Annotated in this window: 24 protein-coding genes; 14 read left to right on the forward strand and 10 right to left on the reverse strand. The window is 70.2% G+C overall.

Annotated elements, in window-relative coordinates; genetic code table 11:
- Positions 1–2 precede the first annotated feature (2 nt).
- A complete protein-coding gene (locus OG352_RS14035; RefSeq protein ID WP_443072263.1) occupies positions 3–896 on the reverse strand; it encodes a helix-turn-helix domain-containing protein in 894 nt (297 codons plus the stop codon).
- A 161-nt stretch (positions 897–1,057) separates the two neighbouring features.
- On the opposite strand from OG352_RS14035, the gene OG352_RS14040 reads away from it, so the two are divergent.
- From OG352_RS14040 to OG352_RS14050, 3 genes are all read left to right on the forward strand, one after another.
- Positions 1,058–1,384: an ATP-binding protein gene (locus OG352_RS14040; RefSeq protein ID WP_329217102.1), complete on the forward strand. Its 327-nt coding sequence runs from the start codon at positions 1,058–1,060 to the stop codon at positions 1,382–1,384.
- A 160-nt stretch (positions 1,385–1,544) separates the two neighbouring features.
- The gene (locus tag OG352_RS14045; RefSeq protein WP_329217103.1) at positions 1,545–1,808 is read left to right on the forward strand and encodes a type II toxin-antitoxin system VapB family antitoxin; all 264 of its coding nucleotides are present in this window, start codon (positions 1,545–1,547) and stop codon (positions 1,806–1,808) included.
- A complete protein-coding gene (locus tag OG352_RS14050; RefSeq protein ID WP_329217104.1) occupies positions 1,805–2,209 on the forward strand; it encodes a PIN domain nuclease in 405 nt (134 codons plus the stop codon). Before OG352_RS14045 ends, OG352_RS14050 begins: the two co-directional genes overlap by 4 nt.
- Before the next feature lie 74 nt (positions 2,210–2,283).
- Here the strand turns inward: OG352_RS14050 and OG352_RS14055 are convergent, their stop codons facing one another.
- Positions 2,284–3,930 (reverse strand): M4 family metallopeptidase, encoded by a 1,647-nt coding sequence (locus tag OG352_RS14055; RefSeq protein WP_329217105.1) that lies wholly within the window; start codon positions 3,928–3,930, stop codon positions 2,284–2,286.
- Positions 3,931–4,156: 226 nt separating this feature from the next.
- Between OG352_RS14055 and OG352_RS14060 the strand changes: the two genes are divergently transcribed.
- The 3 genes from OG352_RS14060 (at position 4,157) to OG352_RS14070 (ending at position 6,281) form a co-directional block, all read left to right on the forward strand.
- Positions 4,157–4,624: a gamma-glutamylcyclotransferase family protein gene (locus tag OG352_RS14060; RefSeq protein ID WP_329217106.1), complete on the forward strand. Its 468-nt coding sequence runs from the start codon at positions 4,157–4,159 to the stop codon at positions 4,622–4,624.
- 312 nt (positions 4,625–4,936) lie between these two features.
- Positions 4,937–5,464 (forward strand): hypothetical protein, encoded by a 528-nt coding sequence (locus OG352_RS14065; RefSeq protein ID WP_329217107.1) that lies wholly within the window; start codon positions 4,937–4,939, stop codon positions 5,462–5,464.
- Between the two features lie 175 nt (positions 5,465–5,639).
- Positions 5,640–6,281 (forward strand): class F sortase, encoded by a 642-nt coding sequence (locus OG352_RS14070; protein ID WP_329217108.1) that lies wholly within the window; start codon positions 5,640–5,642, stop codon positions 6,279–6,281.
- Here the strand turns inward: OG352_RS14070 and cpt are convergent.
- Positions 6,265–6,819, reverse strand: coding sequence for a chloramphenicol phosphotransferase CPT (gene cpt, locus OG352_RS14075; RefSeq protein ID WP_329217109.1), 555 nt, complete (start codon positions 6,817–6,819; stop codon positions 6,265–6,267). The two genes, OG352_RS14070 and cpt, sit on opposite strands and share 17 nt — an antisense overlap.
- Positions 6,820–6,865: 46 nt before the next feature.
- Entirely contained in the window at positions 6,866–7,648 is a 783-nt protein-coding gene (locus OG352_RS14080) for a sulfite exporter TauE/SafE family protein (protein ID WP_329217110.1), read from the reverse strand.
- A 306-nt stretch (positions 7,649–7,954) separates the two neighbouring features.
- Between OG352_RS14080 and OG352_RS14085 the strand changes: the two genes are divergently transcribed.
- The 3 genes from OG352_RS14085 to nirD are packed head-to-tail and all read left to right on the forward strand — an operon-like array spanning position 7,955 to position 11,102.
- Complete coding sequence (locus OG352_RS14085; protein ID WP_329217111.1) at positions 7,955–8,101, forward strand: hypothetical protein; 147 nt, start codon at positions 7,955–7,957, stop codon at positions 8,099–8,101.
- Positions 8,098–10,722 carry a nitrite reductase large subunit NirB gene (nirB, locus tag OG352_RS14090; protein WP_329217112.1) on the forward strand — a complete coding sequence of 875 codons (2,625 nt, stop codon included), beginning with the start codon at positions 8,098–8,100 and terminating at the stop codon, positions 10,720–10,722. Before OG352_RS14085 ends, nirB begins: the two co-directional genes overlap by 4 nt.
- Positions 10,719–11,102, forward strand: a complete 384-nt coding sequence (gene nirD / locus OG352_RS14095; RefSeq protein WP_329217113.1) for a nitrite reductase small subunit NirD — start codon at positions 10,719–10,721, stop codon at positions 11,100–11,102. The genes nirB and nirD overlap by 4 nt, the downstream gene beginning before the upstream one ends.
- A 36-nt stretch (positions 11,103–11,138) precedes the next feature.
- Here nirD and OG352_RS14100 read toward each other — a convergent pair whose 3' ends face one another.
- Positions 11,139–12,644, reverse strand: a complete 1,506-nt coding sequence (locus OG352_RS14100) for a HAMP domain-containing sensor histidine kinase (protein ID WP_329217114.1) — start codon at positions 12,642–12,644, stop codon at positions 11,139–11,141.
- A complete protein-coding gene (locus OG352_RS14105; RefSeq protein WP_443072267.1) occupies positions 12,641–13,729 on the reverse strand; it encodes a winged helix-turn-helix domain-containing protein in 1,089 nt (362 codons plus the stop codon). Before OG352_RS14105 ends, OG352_RS14100 begins: the two co-directional genes overlap by 4 nt.
- Before the next feature lie 255 nt (positions 13,730–13,984).
- Between OG352_RS14105 and OG352_RS14110 the strand changes: the two genes are divergently transcribed.
- Positions 13,985–14,590: a carbonic anhydrase gene (locus OG352_RS14110; protein ID WP_329217115.1), complete on the forward strand. Its 606-nt coding sequence runs from the start codon at positions 13,985–13,987 to the stop codon at positions 14,588–14,590.
- On the forward strand, positions 14,587–16,686 hold the full coding sequence (locus OG352_RS14115) for a SulP family inorganic anion transporter (protein ID WP_443072268.1): 2,100 nt from the start codon (positions 14,587–14,589) through the stop codon (positions 16,684–16,686). The genes OG352_RS14110 and OG352_RS14115 overlap by 4 nt, the downstream gene beginning before the upstream one ends.
- 51 nt (positions 16,687–16,737) lie before the next feature.
- Here OG352_RS14115 and OG352_RS14120 read toward each other — a convergent pair whose 3' ends face one another.
- A complete protein-coding gene (locus OG352_RS14120; RefSeq protein WP_329217117.1) occupies positions 16,738–17,721 on the reverse strand; it encodes an oxidoreductase in 984 nt (327 codons plus the stop codon).
- A gap of 232 nt (positions 17,722–17,953) precedes the next feature.
- On the opposite strand from OG352_RS14120, the gene OG352_RS14125 reads away from it, so the two are divergent.
- The 3 genes from OG352_RS14125 to OG352_RS14135 all read left to right on the forward strand — a co-directional run bounded on the left by OG352_RS14125 (position 17,954) and on the right by OG352_RS14135 (position 20,188).
- Entirely contained in the window at positions 17,954–18,454 is a 501-nt protein-coding gene (locus OG352_RS14125; protein ID WP_329217118.1) for a hypothetical protein, read from the forward strand.
- 123 nt (positions 18,455–18,577) lie between these two features.
- Positions 18,578–19,060: an excalibur calcium-binding domain-containing protein gene (locus tag OG352_RS14130; RefSeq protein ID WP_329217119.1), complete on the forward strand. Its 483-nt coding sequence runs from the start codon at positions 18,578–18,580 to the stop codon at positions 19,058–19,060.
- Positions 19,061–19,189: 129 nt separating this feature from the next.
- Positions 19,190–20,188, forward strand: coding sequence for an alpha/beta fold hydrolase (locus tag OG352_RS14135; RefSeq protein WP_329217121.1), 999 nt, complete (start codon positions 19,190–19,192; stop codon positions 20,186–20,188).
- Positions 20,189–20,286: 98 nt separating this feature from the next.
- Here the strand turns inward: OG352_RS14135 and OG352_RS14140 are convergent, their stop codons facing one another.
- The 3 genes from OG352_RS14140 to OG352_RS14150 form a co-directional block, all read right to left on the reverse strand.
- Entirely contained in the window at positions 20,287–22,578 is a 2,292-nt protein-coding gene (locus OG352_RS14140; RefSeq protein WP_329217122.1) for an FtsX-like permease family protein, read from the reverse strand.
- Positions 22,575–23,243 carry an ABC transporter ATP-binding protein gene (locus OG352_RS14145; protein WP_329217123.1) on the reverse strand — a complete coding sequence of 223 codons (669 nt, stop codon included), beginning with the start codon at positions 23,241–23,243 and terminating at the stop codon, positions 22,575–22,577. Before OG352_RS14145 ends, OG352_RS14140 begins: the two co-directional genes overlap by 4 nt.
- A gap of 84 nt (positions 23,244–23,327) precedes the next feature.
- Complete coding sequence (locus OG352_RS14150) at positions 23,328–23,747, reverse strand: hypothetical protein (protein ID WP_329217124.1); 420 nt, start codon at positions 23,745–23,747, stop codon at positions 23,328–23,330.
- Between the last annotated feature and the right edge of the window lie 286 nt (positions 23,748–24,033).

Raw genomic sequence — 24,033 nt, forward strand, 5'->3', positions numbered from 1 at the left:
GCTCAGAGTTCCTTGCAGAGGTGGTGGAGGAACGACAGGGATTCTCGCTCATCGAGTGCGCGGGTGGCGATCAGCTCGAACAGATCGTCATAGCCTGCCGCCCCTTCCCCACCTTCGACCCACGTCTGCTTGAACGCGGCCTCGGAGTAGGCCACATCCATGGCCCCCGGTTCGGCGAAGGAAATGATGTTGAACGAGCCGTTCAGGCCTTGATGCGTGCCGTTGCGGAACGGGAAGACCTGGATCGTGACGTTCGGCAGGTCGGCCATCTTCGTGAGGTGGTCGAGTTGGCCGCGAGCCGTCTCGACTCCGCCTGGGAAGTTCCGTAGCACCGCCTCGTAGAGCACCGCGTACAGGGCGAGCGGCGGATCGTCGGTGAGCCGCCGCTGTCGCGCCAGGCGCGAGGCGATGAACTCCTCGTCGGGGTCATTGCGACGGGCCACTGAAGCAGCGTTGGCGGGAGTGGCCCTCAAGCCCCGTACGTAGTCCGGGGTTTGGAGCAACCCGGGCACGTACGCGGGTTGCCACGCCTTGATGGACGTTGCCGCGCTCTCCAGCGTGACGTACTCCTGCATGGTGCCGAGCATCGCGTAGTCGTCCCACCAGCCCTTCGCCTTGCGGCGCTCGCGGTCGAGTCTCGCCAGTTCCTGGAGTCTGCCGACAGTGCCGGGGTCGTGGACTTCGTACAGCTCGCACAACGCTCGGATGTCCGGGTCTCGCATGGGGACCCAGCCTCGTTCCATCTTGGTGACCTTCGTGATGGACGAGGTCAGCGCCTTGGCCGCGTGGCTCTGTGTCAGGCCGGCCGCAGTTCGCAACTTGACGAGTTCGCCGCCCAGTCGACGCCCCAGTACCGAGGATGTGCTGTTGCCCAGCATCGGTTGACTTGCTGTCACGTTGCGCTCCTCCTGGCATCAGTGCGCTGCCAGTTTCGCGTGACGTCGATCCACCCCACAAACCCTGTAAGGATTAATTGTTCCGAGACTAATTTGCCCACGGCTGGGCGAGCCTCTACCGTCAGTGATGCATCGATCACAGAGCAGTGGAAGTGAGCGGCATGACCGCCCCCGATGAGCCCGAGCCCCTCGCGTACGACCGTCTCGACTACACCCCGCTCCCCAAGAGCGTCAGCCTGGCCCGGCGCAGAGCGCAGCGTCTTCTCACCGAGTGGGGGCACCCCGAACTCGCCGCCGACACCGCTCTGCTGGTCTCCGAGTTGGGCGGGAACGCCGTACTGCACGGCTGCCTTCGTGACCGGCTCTTCCGGGTGGAGCTCGCCCTCACCGAGCGCTTCCTGCGGATCGCCGTGTCCGACCCGAAGGGTGAGTTGCGGCCGTACCTGCGGGAAGCGACCGCCGACGACATGTCGGGCAGGGGCTGCTGATCGTCGGGCGGGTCGCCGATCGGTGGGGTATCCGCGAGCTGACCGTCGGCAAGGTCGTGTGGTGCGAGCTGGAACGCCGCGACGGCGCCACGGAAGGCCGCCGAGACCACCACGGGTGATATCTTCTTCTGGAATCGTATATACAGGCCAGGGAGGCGCCATGTCTCGCACCGTGATCGACCTCGACGACGAGGCGCTCGCCGAAGCGGCCCGGCATCTGGGCACCACCACGAAGAAGGACACCGTCAACGCCGCGCTCCGGGAGATCGCGGACAAGCGGCGGCGAGCGGCTGCCGTGGAGCGGATGCGGCAGATGGTCGCAGAGGGGGAGATCGACCTCTCCGCCATCGAGAAACCCGTCCGGAAGCCCTGCTCCGACCACGATTCCGGCTCCGGCTCCGATGCCGGGCATCACGCGGCATGAGCGAGGCTTTCCTCATCGACACCAGCGCCCTGATCCGCTTCTACCGGAGGCAGACAGGCCCGCACTGGGACCAGCTCGTGACCTCCGGCCTGGTCGGACTGTGCGAACCCGTGCGACAGGAGTTCCTGCGCGCGGTCGGCGGGCGGCCTGCGTACTACGAAGCGGACGGGCTGTTGCGGGAGACCTTCCCGTACCACCCGATGCGCGACTCCGTCTGGGACGACACCGCCGCGCTTCAGCAGACCCTCGCCGATCGTGGCTGGCACCAGTGCGCGAGCCCCGTCGACCTGCTGGTGGCCGTCACCGCGCAGCACCACAAGCTGACCCTGCTGCACGAGGACGCGGACTTCGAGACCATCGCCCGCCTCACGGGCCAGCCGGTTCGCCGCCTCAGCGAGTGACGTATGCGTCGCGACCGCCCCGGTCCCGGCGTTCCGGGGCCGAGGCGGTCGTGTCATGTGGCCTTGTGGTGAGATCAGTTCACGTTGACCGCGCTCCATGCCGCCGCCACCGCGTTGTACTCCGTGGTGCCGGAACCGTAGAGGTCACGGGCCGCGTTCAGGGTTGCTGTTCTTGCTGCCGCGTAGTTCGTGGATGACGTCATGTAGACCGTCAGCGCCCGGTACCAGATCGCGCCCAGCTTGTCGCGGCCAATGCCGGTGACCGTGGAGCCGTTGTACGTCGGGGAGTTGTACGTCACGCCGTTGATGGTTTTCGTGCCGCTGCCCTCTGCCAGGAGGTAGGCGAAGTGGTTGGCCACGCCTGAGGAGTAGTGGACGTCCAGGTTGGCGACCGAACTGCTCCAGTAGTCGGCGGAGTTGGCGTCCTTGCTCGGCTTGTCCATGTAGCGCAGGGCGTCCCGGCCGAAGCCGGAGCGGACTATCTTCTCGCCGATCAGGTAGTCGCCGGGGTCGGAGGCGTTGCCCGCGTAGAACTCGACCAGCGATCCGAAGATGTCGGACGTCGCCTCGTTCAGGCCGCCCGACTCGCCCGAGTAGGTCAGGTTGGCCGTCTTCGACGTCACGCCGTGGGACATCTCGTGGCCGGCGACGTCCAGGCCTACCAGCGGGCCGAGTTGGGTGGCGTTGCCGTCGCCGTACGTCATGCAGAAGCAGCTGTCGTCCCAGAAGGCGTTCGCGTAGTTGTTGCCGTAGTGGACGCGGTTGTAGGAGCCCTTGCCGTCGTTGCCGATGCCGTTGCGGCCGTGGACGTTCTTGTAGTAGTCCCAGGTGGTGTCGGTGCCGTACTGGGCGTCCACGGCGGCCGTCGAGCGGTCCGAACTCGCCCCCGTTCCCCAGTGGTTGTCGGTGTCCGTGAAGAGCGTCGCGGGGGCGCGGCTGATGCAGATGCCGAAGATGCACAGGTCGGTCTTGTTGGCCGCGTCACCGGTGTACGTGTTGCCGCGCGTCGGGTCCTTGAGCTGGTACGTCGATCCCGAGAGGGTCGTCTCCAGCGGGACCGTGCCGCCGTACAGGGAGTTGCCGTCGCCCGTCGCCGTCTCGATGGTGTCCCAGGCGTCGATCTGGGCGCCGGTGCGGGCGTCGGTCAGCACCGCGCGGGCGACCGGGTTGCCGAGCGGGTCGAGGGCGACGACGTTCGTCTGCCAGGCCAGTTTCGGGGCGCCGTGCAGGGCGTCGACCACCAGTTGCGGCTTGGCTTTCACCTGCTTCAGAGTCTCACCCAGGTTGGCCGCGCGCAGGGCGTTGACGGCCGCGTCGGCGGCCTTCGGGGCTGAGAGGGCCGGGGTGATGCTCGGCAGCGAGATCGCCGCCCGCGTCGCCCGGTTCGCGCTTCGGTACGTACCGTCGGGGGCCAGATGGACGACGAAGTCGCCGCCCAGGACGGGGAGTTGGCGGTACGTACGGTCGTAGCGGACGTGCTGGGCGCCGTCCTTGTCGACGACCACGTCACGGACGGAGGTGCCCTGCACGGAGGTGAGGCCCAGGGCCGTCGCGTGGTCGGCGAGGGCCGTCGCCGCGTTGTCCAGGGCGGTGGCGCGGGTCGGTCTGTCGGCCGCGTCGGCGACCGGGGAGAGTACGGCGGCCAGGAGCGTGGCCGTGGTGGCGGCTATGCCGGCGGTGGCGAGACGGGAACCTCGGACGTGCTGCCGTATCCGACTCATCAGTGTCTGAAGTCTCCTCGGGAAGGCGCCCATGAAGGGCGCGTGTGGGGGCGGAGGCGAGGTGCGGTGCGGTGGCGCTGACTTCGTCCTGGCATTTAAGTGGGCATGACATGTCGTGTCCATAGCGCCTACACAGGGAGCCTGCGTGGGGCGATGAGGGGGTGGTGAGGGTAGGCGAGGGTCGGTGAGGGCTGGTGAGGGTCGGTGAGGGGAGAGAATCGGTTTCGTGACCGGCCCTGGACTCCCCTCACCAACCCCCGAACTCCCCTTCTTCGTCTACGGCACCCTCCGCCCCGGCGAGGTCAACCACGACCGCTTCCTGCACGGCCGCACCCTCCGCGAGGAGCCGGCCCGCCTGGCGGGCGCGGTGCTGTACCACGGGCCCGGCTATCCCTACGCGGTCGAGGTGCCGGGGGGTGGACTCGGGCTGGCCGTCACCGGGGATCTCGTGACGGCCCGTCCGGCGGCGTACGCACGGCTGCTCGCCGAACTCGACCGGCTGGAGGAGTACCGGCCGGGCGACCCGCGCAACCTCTACGAGCGGGTCGAGCGGACGGTGCTTCGTGGGAACCGCTCGTCGCCCGCGCGTGCCTGGGTGTACGTCGCCGCGCCCGCCGTCGCCGCCCGGCTGAGGGCCCGGGGAAAGCTGGTCGAGGGCGGCGACTGGCTCTCGCGGCCCGACGACGGCCGATGACGACCGATGACGGCTGATGACGGCTGATGGCGGCTGATGGCGGCTGATGGCGGCTGATGACGCCCGGCGAGGTCCCTTTGGCCCGTCCCGGCAGGTAGGTCACCCGTTCACACCCCCTGCGGGCCGTTTTCCGCACTGTGCCGTCGCCACGGCGGTGACCTGCTGAAACACCGTCACCGACGCGCGCGCCGCACCGCCATCTGACACCCATTCATCCCATTCCTGACGTGGCACCAGGAAGCGCGCTCGCGCCCCTGCGACTTACCTCGGATCAGAAGGGCAGGGAATCTCGAAGAGCTCGAAGGAGCATCCATGCGACGTACCGTCCGGCTGCTGACCGGTACCGCGCTCGCCGTCGTCGCCGCGGCCGGGTTCGCCGTACCCGCTCACGCGGCCGGTTCCCGGGGCGGAAGCCTGGACGTGTACCCCTCCAGCGCGGTGCCGGGCGGGCAGGTGTCGGTGAACACGGCCGCGTGCGGGGACGGCGGGGCGGCGACGGGCGACGCCGGGGCGGTGGGCGCCTCTCGTTTCACGCTCGCGCCCAGCGCGCACGAGGGTGAGGCGATCGGGCAGTTCCTGGTGCCGCCGAGCGCGCAGCCGGGGACGTACGAGATCGTCGCGCGGTGTGCCGGGGACGGGCGGCGGATCACCGGGGACCTGGTGATCACGCTGGCCTCGGACCGGCAGCCGGTGCTTCCGCGAGGAAGTGTGAAGACGGGGGTCGGCGGCGCACTGGGCCCCGACCCCGTACAGACCGCGGCCGGTGTGGCGGCTCTCGCCGTCGCCGCCGCGGGCGGTACCTGGCTCCTGCATCGCCGGGCGAGAGGCGACGGGTTCTGACGGACACCCTCCGCTGTCCGTCAGCCGGTACCGCATGTCCCCGCCCCCTCCGGGTCCGACGCCCCTCGCGGCCCGGAGGGGCACGGGGATCCCCCTCGACACCGCTCATCACCGTTCGTCCCGCCCATCACCGCCCAGCACCGCTCATCAGGCGTTCACGGAGAGGGGTTCCGGCATGCGCAAGGTCGGCAACACCGCCATAGCGGCCGTCACCGCGGTCGCCCTCTGCTGCGGCGCGTGGCTGCTGCACAGCGGTGCCGAGACGCACCCCCCGCCGCAGCCGTCCGCGGCCCAGGCCCACTCGGGCGGCTCGGGCGGCGCGGACATGTCGACCCGGTCGGCGCGGTCCGCCCCGGCGCTGCCGCCCTCCCCGCCCGACCGCGTCCGTATCCCCGCGATCCACGTGGACGCCCCCCTGACGGGCCTCGCCCTCACCTCCGCCGGCAGCCTGGACGTCCCGCCCGCCGAGAAGAAGAATCTCGCCGGCTGGTACGAGGCCGGTACCACCCCCGGCGAGACGGGCACCGCGATCGTCGCCGGCCACGTCGACAACGCCGACGGCCCCGCCGTCTTCTACGACCTGGGCGCCCTGCGCAAGGGCAGCGCCATCGAGGTGGACCGGCGCGACGGAAGCGTCGCCGTGTTCACCGTGGACGCCGTCGAGGTCTACCGGGCGCGCGCCTTCCCCGACGAGAAGGTGTACGGGGCGGCGGGCCGGCCCGAGCTGCGGGTGATCACGTGCGGTGGGGGGTATTCGCGGTCGACCGGTTACGAGGGGAACGTCGTCGTGTTCGCGCATCTCACCGGGAGCCGCTGACCGCTGACCACCGACCGTTGATCACCGACCGGGCGATGGCCCGCGCGCACTCCAGCGCCTCGGTGTGCGTGGTGTCGACCTCCAGGTCGTAGTCCACGCCCCGGTGCACCGGCTCCGCCTGCCGCTCGGCCATCCCCCGCACCCGGTCGCCTCGTACGATCTCCCGGCCCGCGGCCACCGCCGCCTCGCAGCGGACGCCGACCCAGAGGACGTCCAGCCCGTCGAGGACCTTGCGCCACCGTTCCTGGGTGGCGGCGCCGCCGAGGAAGACGTCGTCGACGATCACCCGGGCGCCGGCGTGGACCATCGCGGCGATCCCCGTCGCCCACGCCGCCTCCAGGGTCATGAACTCCTCGCCGACGCTCACCCCGCCGTCCGCCGCGAACTCGATCCCCGTGCCCGCACCGGGCATCGCCTCGATCAGCGAGTCGACCCCGAAGGCCAGCCAGGGTTCCGGCAGAACCTCCTGCAGACACCGCACGATCCCGGACTTGCCGGAGCTGGAGCCGCCGTTCAGCACGATCACCTGAGTCGTCACGCGGGTCACAGTAGGGGGCTACGTGACGAACCCCCCCCACAGGTTTTCAGGCGACCCACTGCTCGTAGGCCAGGTTCGCCACCAGCGCGAACACCACTGTCAGCAGGACGACGCGGACGAAACCGCTGCCCTTCTTCAGGGCCGTGCGCGCGCCCAGCGTGCCGCCCACGAGGTTGAAGACGGCCATCAGCGCCGCCAGCTTCCACAGCACGGCCCCCTGCCAGGCGAAGGTCGCGAGCGCGCCCGCGTTGGTGCAGCAGTTGACGATCTTCGCGGTGGCCGAGGCGGTGACCAGGTCGAGGTGGAGGACGGCGGTGAGGGCGAGGACCAGGAAGGTGCCCGTGCCGGGGCCGATGAGGCCGTCGTAGAAGCCGATGCCGAGGCCCGCGAGGCCGATCGCGGCGAGCATCTGGCGGCGGGTGGCCGGGCCGGGGGCGGGCGCGGTGCCGAAGGCGGGGCGCAGGATCACGAAGGCCGCCACGCACACCAGCACCACCATGATCACCGGCTTCAGCACCTCGGTGCTCATCCCCGCGGCGAAGAAGGCCCCGCCGGACGACCCGGCCAGCGCCGCCAGCCCGATCCGCACCGCGAGCCGTACGTCCACGGGTGCGCGGCGCGCGTAGGTCACGGCCGCGCCCGAGGTCCCGACGATGGCGACGGCCTTGTTGGTGCCGAGCGCGGTCGCCGCCGGGGTCCCGGCCGGGAGTCCGAGCAGCATCGCGGGCAGGAGCAGCAGGCCTCCCCCGCCGACCACCGCGTCGATCCAGCCGGCCGCGAGCGCGGCGAGGCAGAGCAGCACGAGTGTGGCCAGGGATATGTCGGGCATGGTCAGGAACCCTATGCGACGGCGGCCGGGGCCTACGTGCGGGACCTCCGCGCAGAACTTACGTGTGGGGCCCGCGTGTGGGGCCCGCGTGTGGGGCCCGCGTGTGGGGCCCGCGTGTGGGGCCCGCGTGTGGGGGACCTCCCCACCGGACCTATGCGCCGGAAAACTGTGACAGTCGCCAGGCCATGTGTCACCTTTCCGCGGGACAACCCTCACACCCACCCCCCGCCCCCGCTGAGGGCAGCGTTCCTCGCGGGAAACAGCGGTGATGCGGCTGGGTAACGTCCGCGTCGCACGCTCCTGGACATGACCTCGAATGCGCGTGTGGTGGTGATCGGCGAGTACCGGCGACCGGTCGGCCGCCGGCACGTCCCCGAGGTGATCGCATACGAAATCGGCCCCGACGGCGGCCCCCGCTCCACCTGCTCACCTACGACGGAGGCTCCTGAATGACCGCCACCGAAGGGGCCACCCCGGCCACTCCCACGATCGTGCTCGTCGGCCACGGCATGGTCGGCCAGCGCTTCCTCGAAGCGCTCGCCGAGCGCGGCCTGACCGCCACGCACCGCGTGGTCGTGCTGTGCGAGGAGCCGCGTCCCGCATACGACCGCGTGGCCCTCACCTCGTACTTCTCGGGGAAGACCCCCGAGGAACTGTCCATGACCGACCCGGAGTTCATCGCCGCGCACGGCATCGAGCTGCACGTCGGCGACCCGGCGGAGACCGTCGACCGCGAGGCGAGGAAGGTGACGTCGCGCTCCGGTCTGGTCGTCGGCTACGACGTCCTCGTCCTGGCCACCGGCTCCTACCCGTTCGTGCCGCCGGTCCCCAACAAGGACGCCGAGGGCTGTTTCGTCTACCGCACGATCGAGGATCTCCTCGCCATCGAGGCGTACGCGAAGGCGCGTGCCACGACGGGCGCGGTGGTCGGCGGCGGACTGCTGGGTCTGGAGGCGGCGGGTGCGCTGAAGGGGCTCGGACTCACCAGCCACATCGTGGAGTTCGCGCCGCGTCTGATGCCGGTGCAGGTCGACGAGGGCGGCGGCGCGGCCCTGTTGCGCACCATCGAGGACATGGGCCTGTCCGTGCACACCGGTGTGGGCACGCAGGAGATCGTGGTCGACGAGTCCGGCGCGGTCACCGGCATGAAGCTGTCCGACGGTTCCGAACTCGCCACGGATCTCGTGGTGTTCAGCGCCGGTGTCCGGCCCCGCGACCAACTGGCCCGTGAGTGCGGCCTGTCGGTGGGCGAGCGCGGCGGCATCTCGGTCGACGAGCGGTGCCGTACCGTCTCCGACCCGCACGTCTTCGCGATCGGCGAGTGCGCGCTCGCGGCGGACGGCCGGGTGTACGGCCTGGTCGCCCCCGGCTACGAGCAGGCCGAGACCGTGGCCGCCGCCATCGCCGCCGACGAGAGCGAGCAGCTGTCCTTCACGGGCGCCGACCTCTCCACCAAGCTGAAGCTGCTCGGCGTGGACGTGGCATCGTTCGGCGACGCGCACGGAGCGACCGCGGACTGCCTGGACGTCGTCTACTCCGACGCCCGCTCGGGCCTGTACAAAAAGCTGGTCATAGGTCGCGACGGCACCCTGCTCGGCGGCATCCTGATCGGCGACGCGGACGCCTACGGCACCCTGCGCGCGTTCACCGGGTCCGTACCGCCCGTCGCCCCCGAGTCGCTGGTCCTGCCGGCCGGCGCCGGGGACGCCGTACAACTCGGTCCGTCCGCGCTGCCGGACGAGGCGATCGTCTGCTCCTGCCACAACGTGTCGAAGGGCACGATCCGCGGGGCGGTGACGGAGCACTCCTGCACGACCGTGCCCGAGGTGAAGAAGTGCACCAAGGCCGGTACCGGCTGCGGGAGTTGCGTGAAGGTGCTCGGCCAGCTCGTCACCGCCGAGCTGGAGGCGAGCGGCGTCGAGGTCGACAAGGGCCTGTGCGGCTGCTTCACGCAGACCCGCGAGGAGCTCTACGAGATCGTCCTCGCCCTGCGCATCAACACCTACCAGGATCTCCTCGACCGCTACGGCCGCGACGACGCCCGGGGCGGCGACGGCTGCGACGTCTGCAAGCCGGCGATCGGCTCGATCATCGCCTCCCTCGCCCCGACGATCGGCGCGAGCGGCTACGTCCTGGACGGCGAGCAGGCGGCCCTGCAGGAGACCAACGACCACTTCCTCGCCAACCTCCAGAAGAACGGCTCCTATTCGGTCGTCCCGCGCATCCCCGGCGGTGAGATCACCCCCGAGGGCCTCATCGTGATCGGTGAGATCGCCCGCGACTTCGGCCTCTACACGAAGATCACCGGCGGCCAGCGGATCGACATGTTCGGCGCGCGGGTCGAGCAACTCCCGCTGATCTGGACCCGGTTGGTCGACGCCGGCTTCGAGTCAGGACACGCCTACGGCAAGTCGCTGCGCACGGTGAAGTCCTGCGTCGGCCAGACCTGGTGCCGCTACGGCGTCCAGGACTCCGTCCGCATGGCGATCGACCTGGAGCTGCGCTACCGGGGGCTCCGGTCCCCGCACAAGCTCAAGTCCGCCGTGTCCGGCTGCGCCCGCGAGTGCGCCGAGGCCCAGTCGAAGGACTTCGGCATCATCGCCACCTCCAACGGCTGGAACCTCTACGTCGGCGGCAACGGCGGCGCCACCCCGCGCCACGCCGACCTGCTCGCGCAGGACCTCGACGACGCCGAACTGGTCAGCCTCATCGACCGGTTCCTGATGTTCTACATCCGCACCGCCGACCGCCTGGAGCGCACCTCGACCTGGCTGGAGCGGATCCCCGGCGGCCTGGACCACGTACGCGACGTGGTCGTGGAGGACTCCCTCGGCATCTGCGAGGAACTGGAGTCCCTGATGACGGACCACGTGGCGCACTACGCCGACGAGTGGGCCACCACCATCAACGACCCCGAGAAGCTCGCCCGGTTCGTGTCCTTCGTCAACGCGCCGGACACCCCCGACCCGGTCGTCGGCTTCGTCCCCGAGCGCGACCAGATCAAGCCCGACCTGCCGCTGCTGACCATCGGCACGCGTCCCATGGAAGCCCTGGAAGGGAGCACCCAGCGATGACCCTGGCACCCGAGACCACCGACCTCAAGGTCCAACTGCGGCTGAAGGAAAGCGGATCGGAGGGTGGGGAGGAAGTCGGAGAGGGCTGGTTCACGGTCTGCGACCTCACCCATCTCCTCCCCGGCAGGGGCGTGGCCGCCCTGCTGCCCGACGGCCGCCAGGTCGCCCTGTTCCGCGACCGGGCGGGTGAGCTGTACGCCGTCGACAACCGCGACCCGTTCGGCGGCGCGGCCGTCCTCTCCCGCGGCCTGACCGGCACCGAGCAGGGCCGCCCGTTCGTCGCCTCCCCGCTCCTCAAGCAGCGGTTCGACCTGCGCAGCGGGGAGTGCCTGGACGACGAGACGGTGCGCATCGCGACGTACGAGGTGCGGACGGCCTGACGGCCGCGCCCCCGTTTCACCGTCACCGTCGACCGGTTACCGCCGGCCGGTTGCCGTGGTCTGCAGCGGTCTGGCCGGTGACCGTGGTGTCGGCACGCCGGGCAGGGACGGTACCGCCGGGAGGCGGACCACCGCGTCGAGGCCGCCGCGCGGTGCGGGCCGCAGGACCACCTCGCCGCCGCTCGCGTGCGCGAGGCGCTGCACGAGGGCGAGGCCCAGGCCGGTACCGCCCTTGGGGGCGTCCGGGGCGCGCCAGAAGCGGTCGAAGGCGCGGCGGCGCTGCTCCTCGGTCATGCCGGGGCCCTCGTCCATGACGTGCAGTTCGACCCACGCCGGGCTCGCCGGGCGGTTCGGATGCCGGTGCGGGAAGCGGCGCTCGTGGGGTGTGCGGGGGGTGTGGTGGCGCGGGTCGATCGAGACCGTGGAGCCGGGGGGCGCCACGCGCAGGGCGTTGGAGAGCAGGTTGTCGAGGATCTGCTCCACCGCCCCGGGCAGCGCCAGCACCTCGCCCTCGTAGTCCCCGGCCAGCGCCAGCCAGACGCCGTGCTGCTCGTACAACGGGGTCCAGGCGCGGTGGCGTTCCGCGCACACCCGGCCCAGGTCGACCGTCTCGCGTTCGGCGGCGCTCTCGTCGAGCCGGGCCATCGCGAGCAGCCCCTCGACCATCCGGGCCAGCCGGTCGGTCTCGGTCAGCGCGGCGGTGAGCGAGCCCCGCGCGTGCAGGGCGATGTCGTTCTCCAGGTTCTCCAGCCGCAGCCGTAACGCCGCGAGGGGGGTCTTCAGTTGGTGCGACGCCTCACCGGCGAAGGCCCGTTGGGAGGCCAGGAGGTGTTCCAGGCGGGCGGCGGTGCGGTTGAAGGTCGCGGCGAGACTGCGGACCTCCGGCGGCCCGTTGGTGATCGCGACGGGGGTGGCGGTGCCGCCGACGGCCAACTCGTGGGTGGCGTGCTCCAGTTCGCGGATGGGGCGGCCGGTCCAGCGGGCGATGACGAACCCGAGGGCGGCGACCGCGGTGAGCGTCGCGAGACCGCCCAGCGCCAGCAACAGCCAGACGTGGTGCACCCGTTCGTGCACCATCCGGGTCGGCACGGTGATGCGTACGGCGCCCTGTTCCGCGACGCCGTGCCGGACCGGGGTGGCCACCGCGAGGTACTGCACGCCGCCGATGGTGGAGGTGCGCACGTCCGCCGTGGCGGTGCCCCGCAGTGCGGCGGCGACGCCCGGCGAGGAGGCGAGAGTGCGCACCTCGTCCTCGGACAGCGGGTGCGAGGAGGCGAGCAGCGCGCCCGCGCTGTCCACGATCAGCACCTTGCCGCCGATGCGTGCGGCGCAGTGCGCGGCCCGCTCGGGCAGGTCCTGCGCCGCCCGGCCGGCCGAGATGGACAGCGAGGCGAACGCCGACACCGACTCCGCCTCGTCCGTCGCCGCGTTGATCACCCGCTCCCGCTCGCCCCGCGAGTACACGAAGCCCAGCGGGATCTCCAGGCAGAGCAGCACCAGGGCGGCGAGCGTGAGGTAGCTGAGCAGCAGCCGACGGGTCATCGGTAGGCCGCCGTGTGGTGGTGGGACTGGTAGGGCTGGTGGGTTCGGGTGAAGTCGTGGTCCTGGGTGAAGTCGTGCGTCTCGTGGGGGCGGATGGGCGGCCGCTCGTACGACGACGGCGACGGCGGCTCGTAGGGCGTCGTCTCGTAGAGGGGCGGCGCGGATGCCTGCGGCGCGGGGGACTGCGGGGCGGGGGACTGCGGCGCGCCCGGTGAGGTGGTGTGCACGGCCAGCCGGAAGCCCACTCCCCGCAGGGTCTGGATCCACGCCGGGTTGCCCAACTTGCGGCGCAGGGTGGCCACATGGACGTCGAGCGTCTTCGTCGGGCCCTGGTAGTGCGGGTCCCACACCCGGTCGAGGATCTGCTGCCGCGAGTACACGGCCCCCGGGTCCTCGGTGAGCAGCGCGAGCAGCTCGAACTCCTTGGGCGTCAGCGTCACCGTCTCCGGCCCGACCCAGACCTGCCGGGTCCGCCGGTCGACGACGAGGGGGCCGGCGGCGCCGGACGAGGCGGGGGCAGCGGCCACCGGGGGCGGGGACAGGAGCGGGGGTGCGGGGTCGTAGTACGCGGCGGCACCCGCGAAGGCCTCGCCGCCGACCGACGTCGCCGCCGCCGGAGCCGGAGCCGGAGTGTAAGTCGGAGCTGGAGTGTAAGTCGGAGTATGAGTCGCCGTCGGCATCGCGGCCTGCGCCGGCTCCCCTCCCCCGAACTCCCGTTCCGGCAGCCCCCGTTGGGTCCGCCGGGTCACCGCGCGCACCCGGGCCACCAGCTCACGCATGCTGAAGGGCTTCGCCAAGTAGTCGTCGGCGCCAAGCTCCAGGCCCAGTACGCGGTCGGCCTCCTCGCCCCGCGCACTGAGGATGATGATGGGGACGTCGGAGTTCTGCCTGATGCCCCGGCAGACGTCGATGCCGTCGATGTCGGGCAACCCCAGGTCCAGCAGGACCACATCGCCGTACGGACCCCTCAACCCCTCGCTGCCCGTGCTGACATGATGCACCGTCAGCCCGAAGTTACCGAGGCCCTCGACGAGCGGTTCGGCGATCGTCCGGTCGTCCTCGATGAGCAGGACTCGTACACCCATGCGTTCCCGTCTCTCCCGCTGAACCGAATTCGCGTGTTCCGTGGATCCGTTGTCCCGTCACGCTACAAGAACGGTCGGGAAAACACCCCACACCTCTCGGACAATGTGAGCAGCGGCTCAACTCCGGACGAAAACTGTCCCATTCTTGTCGGCGGTTTAGTGTTCCTCTAACCTTCGCCTGGCAAAGGCTCCTCTACGGTGATGAGGAACTGGTCGGACCCCCACGCCGACCAGCTCTGAACTGGGAGGATCCACGTGAAGGCATTGCTGGACCGCGCCCGCTCGTTCAAGCGGCGGGTCGATTTCGAAAGCGGCGAATACCGGCGTCTGGCCGAGGGCCAATATCCCGAGGCATTGTTCATCACCTGCTCGGACTCACGGGTGATACCCGCCCTGATCACGGGCGCACGGCCCGGTGAGATATTCGAGTTGCGGAACGCGGGCAATATCGTTCCGCCGCACGGCCGACAGGGCGCCTCGGGCGAGGCCGCCACCATCGAGTACGCACTGGAGGTGCTCGGCGTTCAGGACATCGTGGTGTGCGGTCACTCCTACTGCGGGGCGATGGGCGCCATCAAGTCCGGCGACGATCTGTCCGCCCTGCCCGGCGTGGACGCCTGGCTGCAACTGGCCCGCCCGAGGCTGGCGCCCGTCCTGGACGGCCACGTCGAGGACCCGTCCATGCCGGACGTCGCCCAGCTGAACGTCGTCAACCAGCTTGCCGTGCTGCGGAGTTACCCGGCGACGCGGCGACGTCTCGACGCGGGACGGCTGCGGCTGCACGGCTGGTACTACGAGGTGGACACCGGCCAGGTGCACGAGCTGGACGAGGACGGCCTGTTCCGGGTGCACGCGGCATGAGCGGCGCACACGCCACCAGGATGCGAGGCTCCAGGGCCCGCGACCCGAGGTCCGGCGACACGAGGTCCCACGATACGAGTGCCTACGGCACGAGCGCCCGCCCCCCTTCCGACACGGCGATGGACACGGCGAGGCCCCGAAAGGGCGGCTCGAAGGAAGGCAAGGGAGGGAAGGGAGGCAAGGGCGACAAGGGGCCGAAGGTCGATCTGGCCACCGAGATCACCGCGTCCCTCGTCGTGTTCCTGGTCGCGCTGCCGCTCTGCATCGGCGTGGCCGTCGCCTCCGGTGTCTCCGCCGAACTGGGCATCATCTCGGGTGTCATCGGCGGTCTGGTGGTGGGTGCGGCACGCGGCAGCACGCTCCAGGTGAGCGGTCCGGCCGCCGGTCTGGCCGCGCTGGTCGCGGAGACCGTGCTGGAGTACGGCGTGGCCATGCTCGGCGTGATCGTGCTCTTCTCCGGCCTCCTCCAGATCGTCCTCGGCCTGGTGAGACTGGGCCGGTTCTTCCAGGCGATCTCGCTGGCCGTCGTCCAGGGCATGCTCGCGGGCATCGGTCTGCCGCTGATGTTCAGTCAGGCGTACCCGGCGATGGACGCGAAGGCCCCCGGCACGCCGCTGGAGAACATGGCCGGCATCCCCGGCCTGCTCGCGGACACGTTCGCCGACCCGCAGGCTCTGATCGCGGCCGGTCTGGGCGTCGTCACGGTCGTCCTGAGCTTCCTGTGGAAGAAGGCGCCGGGGCCGGTCAAGAAGGTGCCCGCGGCGCTGGTCGCGGTGGGCATCGGCATCGCGGTGGCCGCGCTCCCCGGCGTGGACGTCAAGACGCTCCAGGTCGGCAACCTGCTGGCCTCGGTCGACGTACCCGGCGCGAAGGAGTTCGCGGGCCTGGCGGACGCCGGGATCATCACCGCGATCCTGACGTTCACGGTGATCGCCTCGGCGGAGTCCCTGTTCACGGCGGCCGCGGTGGACCGTATGCACGACGGGGCGCGCACCCGCTACAACCCCGAGCTGATCGCCCAGGGCGCCGGCAACACCCTCGCCGGACTGCTGGGCGCGCTGCCCATCACGGCGGTGGTGGCGCGGAGTTCGGCGAACGTCCAGGCGGGCGCCAAGACCCGGCTCTCCCGCACGCTGCACGGCCTGTGGCTGCTGGCCTTCGCGATCCTGCTCCCCCAGGTGCTGGCCCTGATCCCGATCTCGGTCCTCGCGGGCGTGCTCGTCCACAGCGGCTGGAAGCTCTTCGCGCCCGACGAGTTCCCGAAGATGTGGCGGCAGGACCGCGGCGAGTTCGCGGTCATGACGCTCACCACGCTGGTCATCGTGGCGACGGCGCTCCTGGAGGGCGTCCTGATCGGCCTCGCGGCGGGCATCCTGCTGGCCGCGGTGCGCATGTCGCAGACGGTCATCCGGCAGCACATCGAGGACGACACCGCGAAGGTGGTCATGGCCGGCAACGCGACCTTCCTGCGGCTGCCCCAGGTCATCGAGGCCCTGGAGTCCGCCGCCGAGGCCGGCAAACCCCGCATCCGCCTCGACCTCACCGGCGTCACCCACCTCGACCACGCCTGCCGCAGCCAGGTGGAGGAGTTCACCGCCCAGCAGCGCGGCAAGGGCCTACGGGTGGAACTCCTGCTGCCGGGCCCGGCGAAACGCCCGCCCGCCGGCGCGGGGCCTGTCGCGGACGAGGACACGTTCCCGTCGGCCGACCGCCCGATTGTGGTGCCGAAGCCGATACCGATGCCGATGCAGTCCGACCAGTTCGACCAGTTCGACCAGTCCGACCCACTGCCCCGCCGCGCGCCCGCGCCGGCCAACGCCTCCGTCGCAGCCCCGGGCCCCACCGCCGAGTGGTTCTACCTGGACACCACACCGATGCCGGAGGACTTCGCACAGCGGTACGCGGAGGAGTACTCGGGCGAGTACTCGGGCGAGTACGCGGGCGAGCACTCGGGGAACTACGTGGACGGGTACACGGACGGATACGCCCCGCAGTACACGCAGGGCTACGGCCAGGGTCAGACCTACGGCGGCCAGGGCCATGGGCACGGGTACGCGCAGGGCTCACAGGGCGCGCAGGGCTACGCCTCCTACTGAGGCGGCGACGAGACGGTACGGGCGGCGGCTCAGGCCTGGCTCAGGCCTGGCTCAGGCCTTGAGAGCGGCGGCGTAGGACACGCCGGTCAGCCGCTCCGAGGCGGCCCACAACCGCTCCCCCGCCCGGTCGTCGAGGGTCCAGGACGCCCGCCGCGACGGTGCGGGCGCCCCGCGCCACATCGCGAGGGACGGCCCGGTGAACGAGTCCGGGCGGACACGGGGCGCGGTCGCCGCGTACAGGGCGGGCAGCGCTCCGGCCTCCGCGGACTGGGCGATCACCCGGTTGCCGAGCGCCATCAGCCGCTCGGCGACCCGGCGCCCCGCCGCGCGCGGCCCGGCCGTCTGGAGGTTGGTCGCCGCGTACCCCGGGTGCGCGGCCGCCGCCACAACACCGGACCCGGCCGCCGCGAGCCGGCGCGCCAGCTCGTGCGTGAAGAGCAGGTTGGCGGTCTTGGAACGGCCGTAGGCACTCCAACGCCGGTACTGCCGCTCGGAGTTGAGAGCACTGCTGTCGTTGCCGTCATTGCTGCCGTCGTTGCCGAGGTCGCCCGCTTCGATGTTGCCGAGCAGGTGGGCCATGCTGGAGACGGTCACGACCCGCACTCCGGACGACCGTTCCTCCGCCGCGAGCAGCGCGGGCAGCAGCAGCCCGGTGAGGGCGAAGTGCCCGAGATGGTTCACCCCGAACTGCGTCTCGAACCCGTCGGCGGTGGTGCCGTACGGCATCGCCATCACGCCCGCGTTGTTGACGAGCAGATCGAGCCGCTCGTACGGCAGCGAGCCCGCGAACTCCCGTACGGAGGCGAGGTCCCCGAGATCGAGCCGCCCCAACTCCACGTCCACACCCGGCACTTCACCACGCAGCCGCTCGACGGCGTCCCGCCCCCGCGCCTCACTCCGGCAGGCGAGCACGACCCGTGCCCCCTTCCGCGCGAGCTCCCGCGCCGTGACGTACCCGAGCCCGCTGTTGGCCCCGGTGACGACGGCGGTACGACCCCGCTGATCAGGGATGTTCTGCACACTCCAGCCGGACATGCCCGTACTCCTTCCACTGCCCCCACGCCCCCGGGGCAGCCTACGGCGACTCCCGGAGACGACGTTCACGGCGGTGGCGGTGTCGCTCTGACGAAACTCAACGGACAACAAGGGGGCGGAGGATGAAATGATGACCGGATGACAAAGACCACCACTGCCTCGGCTGTCTCAGCCGCCTTGGCCGCCTTGGCCGCCTCCGCTGTCTCGGGTGTCTCCACCTGCCGAAAGGCAGATGCCGCGTAACCGCCCCGGCGCCCTGCGCGCCGACCGAACCCCCGGCCCACACGCCCGGCCCCGCACCCGCGACGTCCCCCAGCCGCCACGCATCCGCGGCCTCTCCGCCCGCACCAGCCTCGCGATCCACCACGTCGAGTACGAGGGCGGCGACCGCCACCTCTTCGCCGGCGCGACCGCACTGGCCCTGCACCGCTACCGCGAGTTCCTGAGTTCCCCCGGACGCCACACCCTCTACCCCCGTACGTCCGTGTGCCCTGGCTGCCCCGGCTGCGGCCTGGACGACGTCCGCCACGCCCGCGACGTCCTGGACGAGACCCTGCGCCTGCTCCCGCGCAGACCCCGAGCCGAACTGGCCCGCACGCTGTCCGCGCTGGACCGCCGCTACCTGGACCGCACCCTCCCCGACCCTCGCCCGCACCCGGCGACTTCGGCGGCCCCGGCGACCCCGGCCCCTTGGTGGCATCGCCGCCTGGGAGAGGGAGCGGAAGGCTGGTGACGCCGACACCCCCAGGTGACGCACACATAAAAGTCACAGAACGGCCACACCGCATCCACCACCGGCAAATCGGCCATACCGTCGTCCCCTCACACCACAGTCCAAGCAGCCCCGGGGGACACCATGAGCAACCCGTACACCACACCGCCCACACCTCCCACGTCGCCCACGCAGACCCCCGCCCCCCGATGGGCCAGAAAGAGATACGTCCTGCCCGCCATCGCCCTGGCCCTGTTCATCGGCGCGGGCATCGGCGCCGGCGACGAAACCTCGAAAGCCAACGCGAAGACGACGCCCGCCAAGCCCCAGCCGACGGTGACCGTGACGACCACGACGACGGAAACCGCCATACCCAAACCGGCGGGCACGGTGACCGCGACGGTGACGGCGACGGAAACGGTGAAGGTCACGAAGACGGTGACGGCGAAGGCGGACACCGCGAACGAGGGCACCACGGAGGACAACTCGGCCGACGACGACTCCGGAAGCGTCTACTACGAGAACTGCACAGCCGCCCGAGCGGCCGGCGCCGCCCCCGTACACGTCGGCGACCCCGGCTACGGACGCCACCTCGACCGCGACGGAGACGGAGTCGGCTGCGAATAGAACAACCGCCGCCGTTTGCCGAACCGGCAACAGAACTCGCGACAGCCGACCCAGCCCCAACATGCTCGGTGACAAGGACTCACGGATTCACAGATTTCACGGAGTCACGGAGCCCTGGAGGGCTGACTGATGTCGTCGTCGCAGCAGACCACGACCAACGCCGAACACCGCCTGCTCCCCTCGCCCGCAGGCCGTGTCCACGTGGTGGAACAGGGCGAGGGCCCGCTGGTCCTGCTCGTGCACGGCTTCCCGGAGTCCTGGTACTCCTGGCGCCACCAGCTCCCGGCCCTGGCCGCGGCCGGCTACCGCACGGTCGCCATCGACGTACGCGGCTACGGCCGCTCCTCGAAACCCCGCGCCACGGACGCGTACCGCATGCTGGAACTGGTCGAGGACAACGTCGCCGTCGTGCACGCGCTGGGCGAACGTTCCGCGGCGATCATCGGCCACGACTGGGGCGCGACGATCGCGTCCCACTCCGCCCTCCTCAAGCCGGACACCTTCCACGCGGTGGCCCTGCTGAGCGTCCCCTACACACCCCCCGGCGGCCCGCTCCCAAGCGAGCTGTTCGCGCAGATGACCGGGGCTGACGGCGAGGAGGAGTTCTACGTCTCCTACTTCCAGGAGCCGGGCCGGGCCGAAGCCGAGATCGAACCGGACGTACGAGGCTGGCTCGCGGGCTTCTACGCCGCCCTGTCCGCCGACACGATGCCGCCCCCGGACGCCCCCAGCCCCCACTTCGTCCCCCGCCCCGGAACCATGCGAGACCGTTTCCCCACAGACGTACTCCCCGCTTGGCTCAGCGAGCAGGACCTCGACGTCTACGCGGGCGAATTCGAGCGAACGGGCATGACGGGCCCCCTCAACCGCTACCGAAACATGGACCGAGACTGGAAGGACCTGACGCCCCACCACGGCGCCCCGCTCACCCAGCCGTCCCTGTTCATCGGCGGCACCCTGGACGCCTCCACCACCTGGCTCGCCGCCGCGATCGAGGCATTCCCCACCACCCTCCCGGGCCTACGCTCCGCACACCTCCTCGAAGCCTGCGGCCACTGGCTCCAACAGGAACACCCCACCCAGACCAACCACCTCCTGATCAACTGGCTGAACTCCCTCCCAACCTGAACCCTCCCCAACCGCCAGGACTACCAGGAGCATCAGGACCGCCAAAAGGGGCGGCATCCCATACCCGGGATACCGCCCCCTTCCTGAAACCCCGACCGTCAATCCCGCCGAATCAACTCCGGGTCGATGCGCCGCCCGATCAGCGGCAGGGATCCGAAGGCGGCGACCGCCACGACCCCAAGAGCGCAGGCCAACAGCAACGGCACGCCGGCTCCGTCCCAGAAGACCTCACCGCCGCCGGTGACGAGATAGCTGGATTCGGCCGCCTTCCCGGCAACGATCGCCAACACCAGGCCTACCGCCAGCGGCAGGACAACCTGCACCACCTGCACAGCCCGCAACGTACGAGGCCGCGCGCCGAGCAGAGAAAGAGCGGTCACCTGCGGTCGGCGTTCGACCGCGCGGTCGGTGGCAGCCACAAGGTAAGCGGCTACGCCGATGACGAGGCCGAGGACCATGCCCATGGCGAGGATCGTCTTGACGACGGTGATCTGCTGGAGGGCGGTGACCACCACGCCGGGCGTATCCACGTCGGCGGTCGGATCGACTCCGCCGAGGTCGTCGAGAACGCCCCGGACGGTATCGGGCGCTGAGTTGCTGACCAGGGTGAGGCTGGCGTCCTCAGGCCGGAAGCCGACAGGCAGGAGAGACGGCGGGATCACGACGTCGCCACTGCTCAACGCCGAGAGTCCTGGTTCGGCCCGGAAGATCACCTCTTGCTTCGGCACTCGAACCGTCATCACACGCCGTTCGCCCCTGTCATTCCCGAGGTGGAAGGGGAAGCTTGCACCGGGCTTGCTGTCCTCGTCGTAGGACTCCCGAGGGTTGACGGCCCGAAGAGGCCGCCCATCCGTGCATCGCCCGATTTCAGGCACCATCCCCCGAAGTTGACTGCACGTGGCGATCACGGCGCGGATCACCGGTGGAAACTCGCCTTGCCCGTCCTTCCACGAGCTCGCCTCCATGCCATACCCACGGACACCCGGCACCGCCTCGAACGCCCGCTGCCGATCTTGGGTGACGCCGTCAAGAGACAGCGTGTACAACTGCACAGGTGACGTGTTCTTGGAGACCTGGTCCAGCTCGATGAGCACTCCTTGCGCGAGCGACGCCGCGTAGACGAGCAGCACCAGACCCGTCGCGACGCGCAGGGCCCCGCCTGGTTCCATCTCGTTACGCCTCATCGCCAGGCCGAGAGACAGCGAACTGGTGCGTGCCGCCCTCCGGGACAGGCTCCGCGAGAGGATCGGGAGAGACAGTACGAGCCCGACGCCCACCAGCACGACGGCGAGCGGCATCAGGATCGACGAGATCGAGGTGTCCCGGGGCACGTGCCCCGTCGCACCGGCCACGCAGTACCCGGCGACGATGCCCAGTCCTGGCAGGAGCGGCAGCAGCCCCCACTTCGCGGGCGGTTTCTCAACCGCACTGCGCCTCACAGCCAAGGGGTTGGCGGCAGCCTTCCTGGCTCCCACCGCCCCTGCGAACCAGGCGAGCGCCGGACAGCCGATCAGGCAGATGAGGGTGTCGGACAAAGACAGCGATCCGTCAGACGGATACCACCGGAACCCGGGAAGACCGACACGGGAGATGAGTTGGTTGGCCACCGCGTAGACGCCCAGGCCGAGCACCGCTCCGAGCAGCGCCGCAGCAACCGTCTCGGCCGCGTTGACACGCTGAACACCCTTCTTGCTCAATCCGACCAGCCGAAGTGCGGCGAGCCGTCGGGCCCGCGCCGCGGCCGACAGCCGCGCGCACACCGACAGATAGACGGCCAGCGGAAGCAGGACGACACCAGACAGCGTGAACCGCACGATTTCCAGTGTCGAGGGCTCCACCGTTTCGTGGTTCGTATAGGGCCACCCGTAGGACGTGACGGGATCACCGCCCTTCAACTGGTCCCGGGCGACGCCGATGTACGCGTACAGCTCATCGGGGTGAGCCAGCCCCTGAGGGCCGATGAGTCCCCTTTCCCGCCCCGGCACGAGCTGGGCCAGACCTGGCTCCTTCTTGAGCTCTTCATGCAGCCGCGGCGACACGAACATCTCGCCGGGAGCGGGCAGTTCACTCAGACCTGGTGGAGGGTCGATCGCGAAGGAGCCTGGCGAGTGGAAGACGCGGGTCATGGGGCGGGACCCGTACGGGTCCGTCAGACTGAGCTCGTGGGGTGCTCTATCAGCGCCGATACAGAGTTGGCGATCGCCGATGGAGCATTCGCCCTCACGCGCCGCCTTACGTCCGTCCTGCGCTGCCAGGATCCCGGGAATCGCGAGGACCATGGCCAGGCAGCAGACACCGACGGCGCTGCCTCCGGCCATGAGGAAGAAACGCACACGGTTGCCACGTCCACTGCCCAGCAACAGCCGCAGGCCCAGCAGGAGTTCCGTCACGTCGTCTCCCGCGCCACGGCCGAGAGGACGCCGTCGCGCATCGCGAACTGGCTGTCGGCGCGGGAGGCCACCTGAGCATCGTGCGTGACGAGCACCACGGCCGTCCCCTGGGAACGCGCAAGGGTCAGGAACTCCTCCAGCACAGCGGTGGCGTTGGCGCTGTCCAGCGATCCCGTCGGCTCATCAGCGAACACCACGGCCGGCCGATGCACCAACGCCCGTGCGACCGCGACGCGTTGACTCTGCCCTCCGGACACCTGCGAGGGCCGACGCTGTCGCAGGTCGGCGAGACCCAGGCGGCCGAGAACCTCCCCTGCGGCGGTCAGCGCCTCGGCCTTGCGCTGCCCGGCCAGACGCAACGGCAGGGCGGTGTTCTCCTCCACGGTCAACTCCGGGAGCAGTTCGCCGTACTGGAAAACGAAGCCGAAGCGCTCACGGCGCAGTGCGCTGAGTTCCTCATCGTCGAGTTCGCCGAGGACGCGTCCCTCGAATCGGACTTCACCGCGCGCCACGGGCAGGACCCCGGCAAGGCAATACAGCAACGAGGACTTGCCGGAACCGCTCTGCCCGGTGATCGCCGCGACTTCACCCCGGCGCAGGCTGATGTCGGCGTTCCTGACGGCGGGCGTCTCGCCGTAGAAGAGGTCGACACCCGTGGCGGACAAGACTTCTGACGTGTTGATGATGCTTCCCCTATGACGAGAGGGAGCCCAGACGCGGACATCTGGGCTGTGGAGTGCAGAAGGCTTCTAGCGACCGCTCGGGTAGCTCTTTGTGCGCGAGCAGTTGTCCGGGTGCAGACTGCCGCGGTTTCGGCATGCCTTGATATCGGCATGGCTGGTGTAGCGCTGGGCGCCATCCCAGTTCGAGTGGTGCAGGGAGACGGTCTTCCCCTGCTTGCCGTTGTAGCGCACCCAATCGTGCCCCTCGACACGTACCAGCATGTAGACGTTGTGGCCGTCTTCCGGGTCAGCGTCCTTCAGTTGGCCTTTCCACTCGAAGGCACCGTGGTTCTGGCCTGCGGGATTGAAGCGGTACTCGCCCTCCAGAAAGTCGACGCCAGACGAGTGCAGCTCCGGCATACCGTGCCAGCCCGCCGTACCAACTGCCGTACCCGCACCCACGAGAAACGCCCCCGTTGCCAGCACTCCGACCAATAGCTTCCGCATAGCGCACCTCTCTGACGGCCAGGCAGCCCCTTCGGCCACCACAGGCAACAGAAAGTAGTCGATCGATCACGTGCTGAAACCTTCAGTCATCCACCCACCATCACATCAGGTGATCGAAATCCAGACACCGCCGCACAGGCCATCGACCAGCACAAGAGGACGGCACCCCCGCACAGGGCGCCGTCCTCCATGGTGCTCCGGAGCCGCCGCCGATCGGTGAGGGTCGGGGACCGGTGGCGGCTCCGGGGTTCAGTGGCCCGTCATGGGCCAGTGGCCCCTCGTACGC

The organism is Streptomyces sp. NBC_01485, assembly GCF_036227125.1.
Lineage (GTDB): Bacteria > Actinomycetota > Actinomycetes > Streptomycetales > Streptomycetaceae > Streptomyces.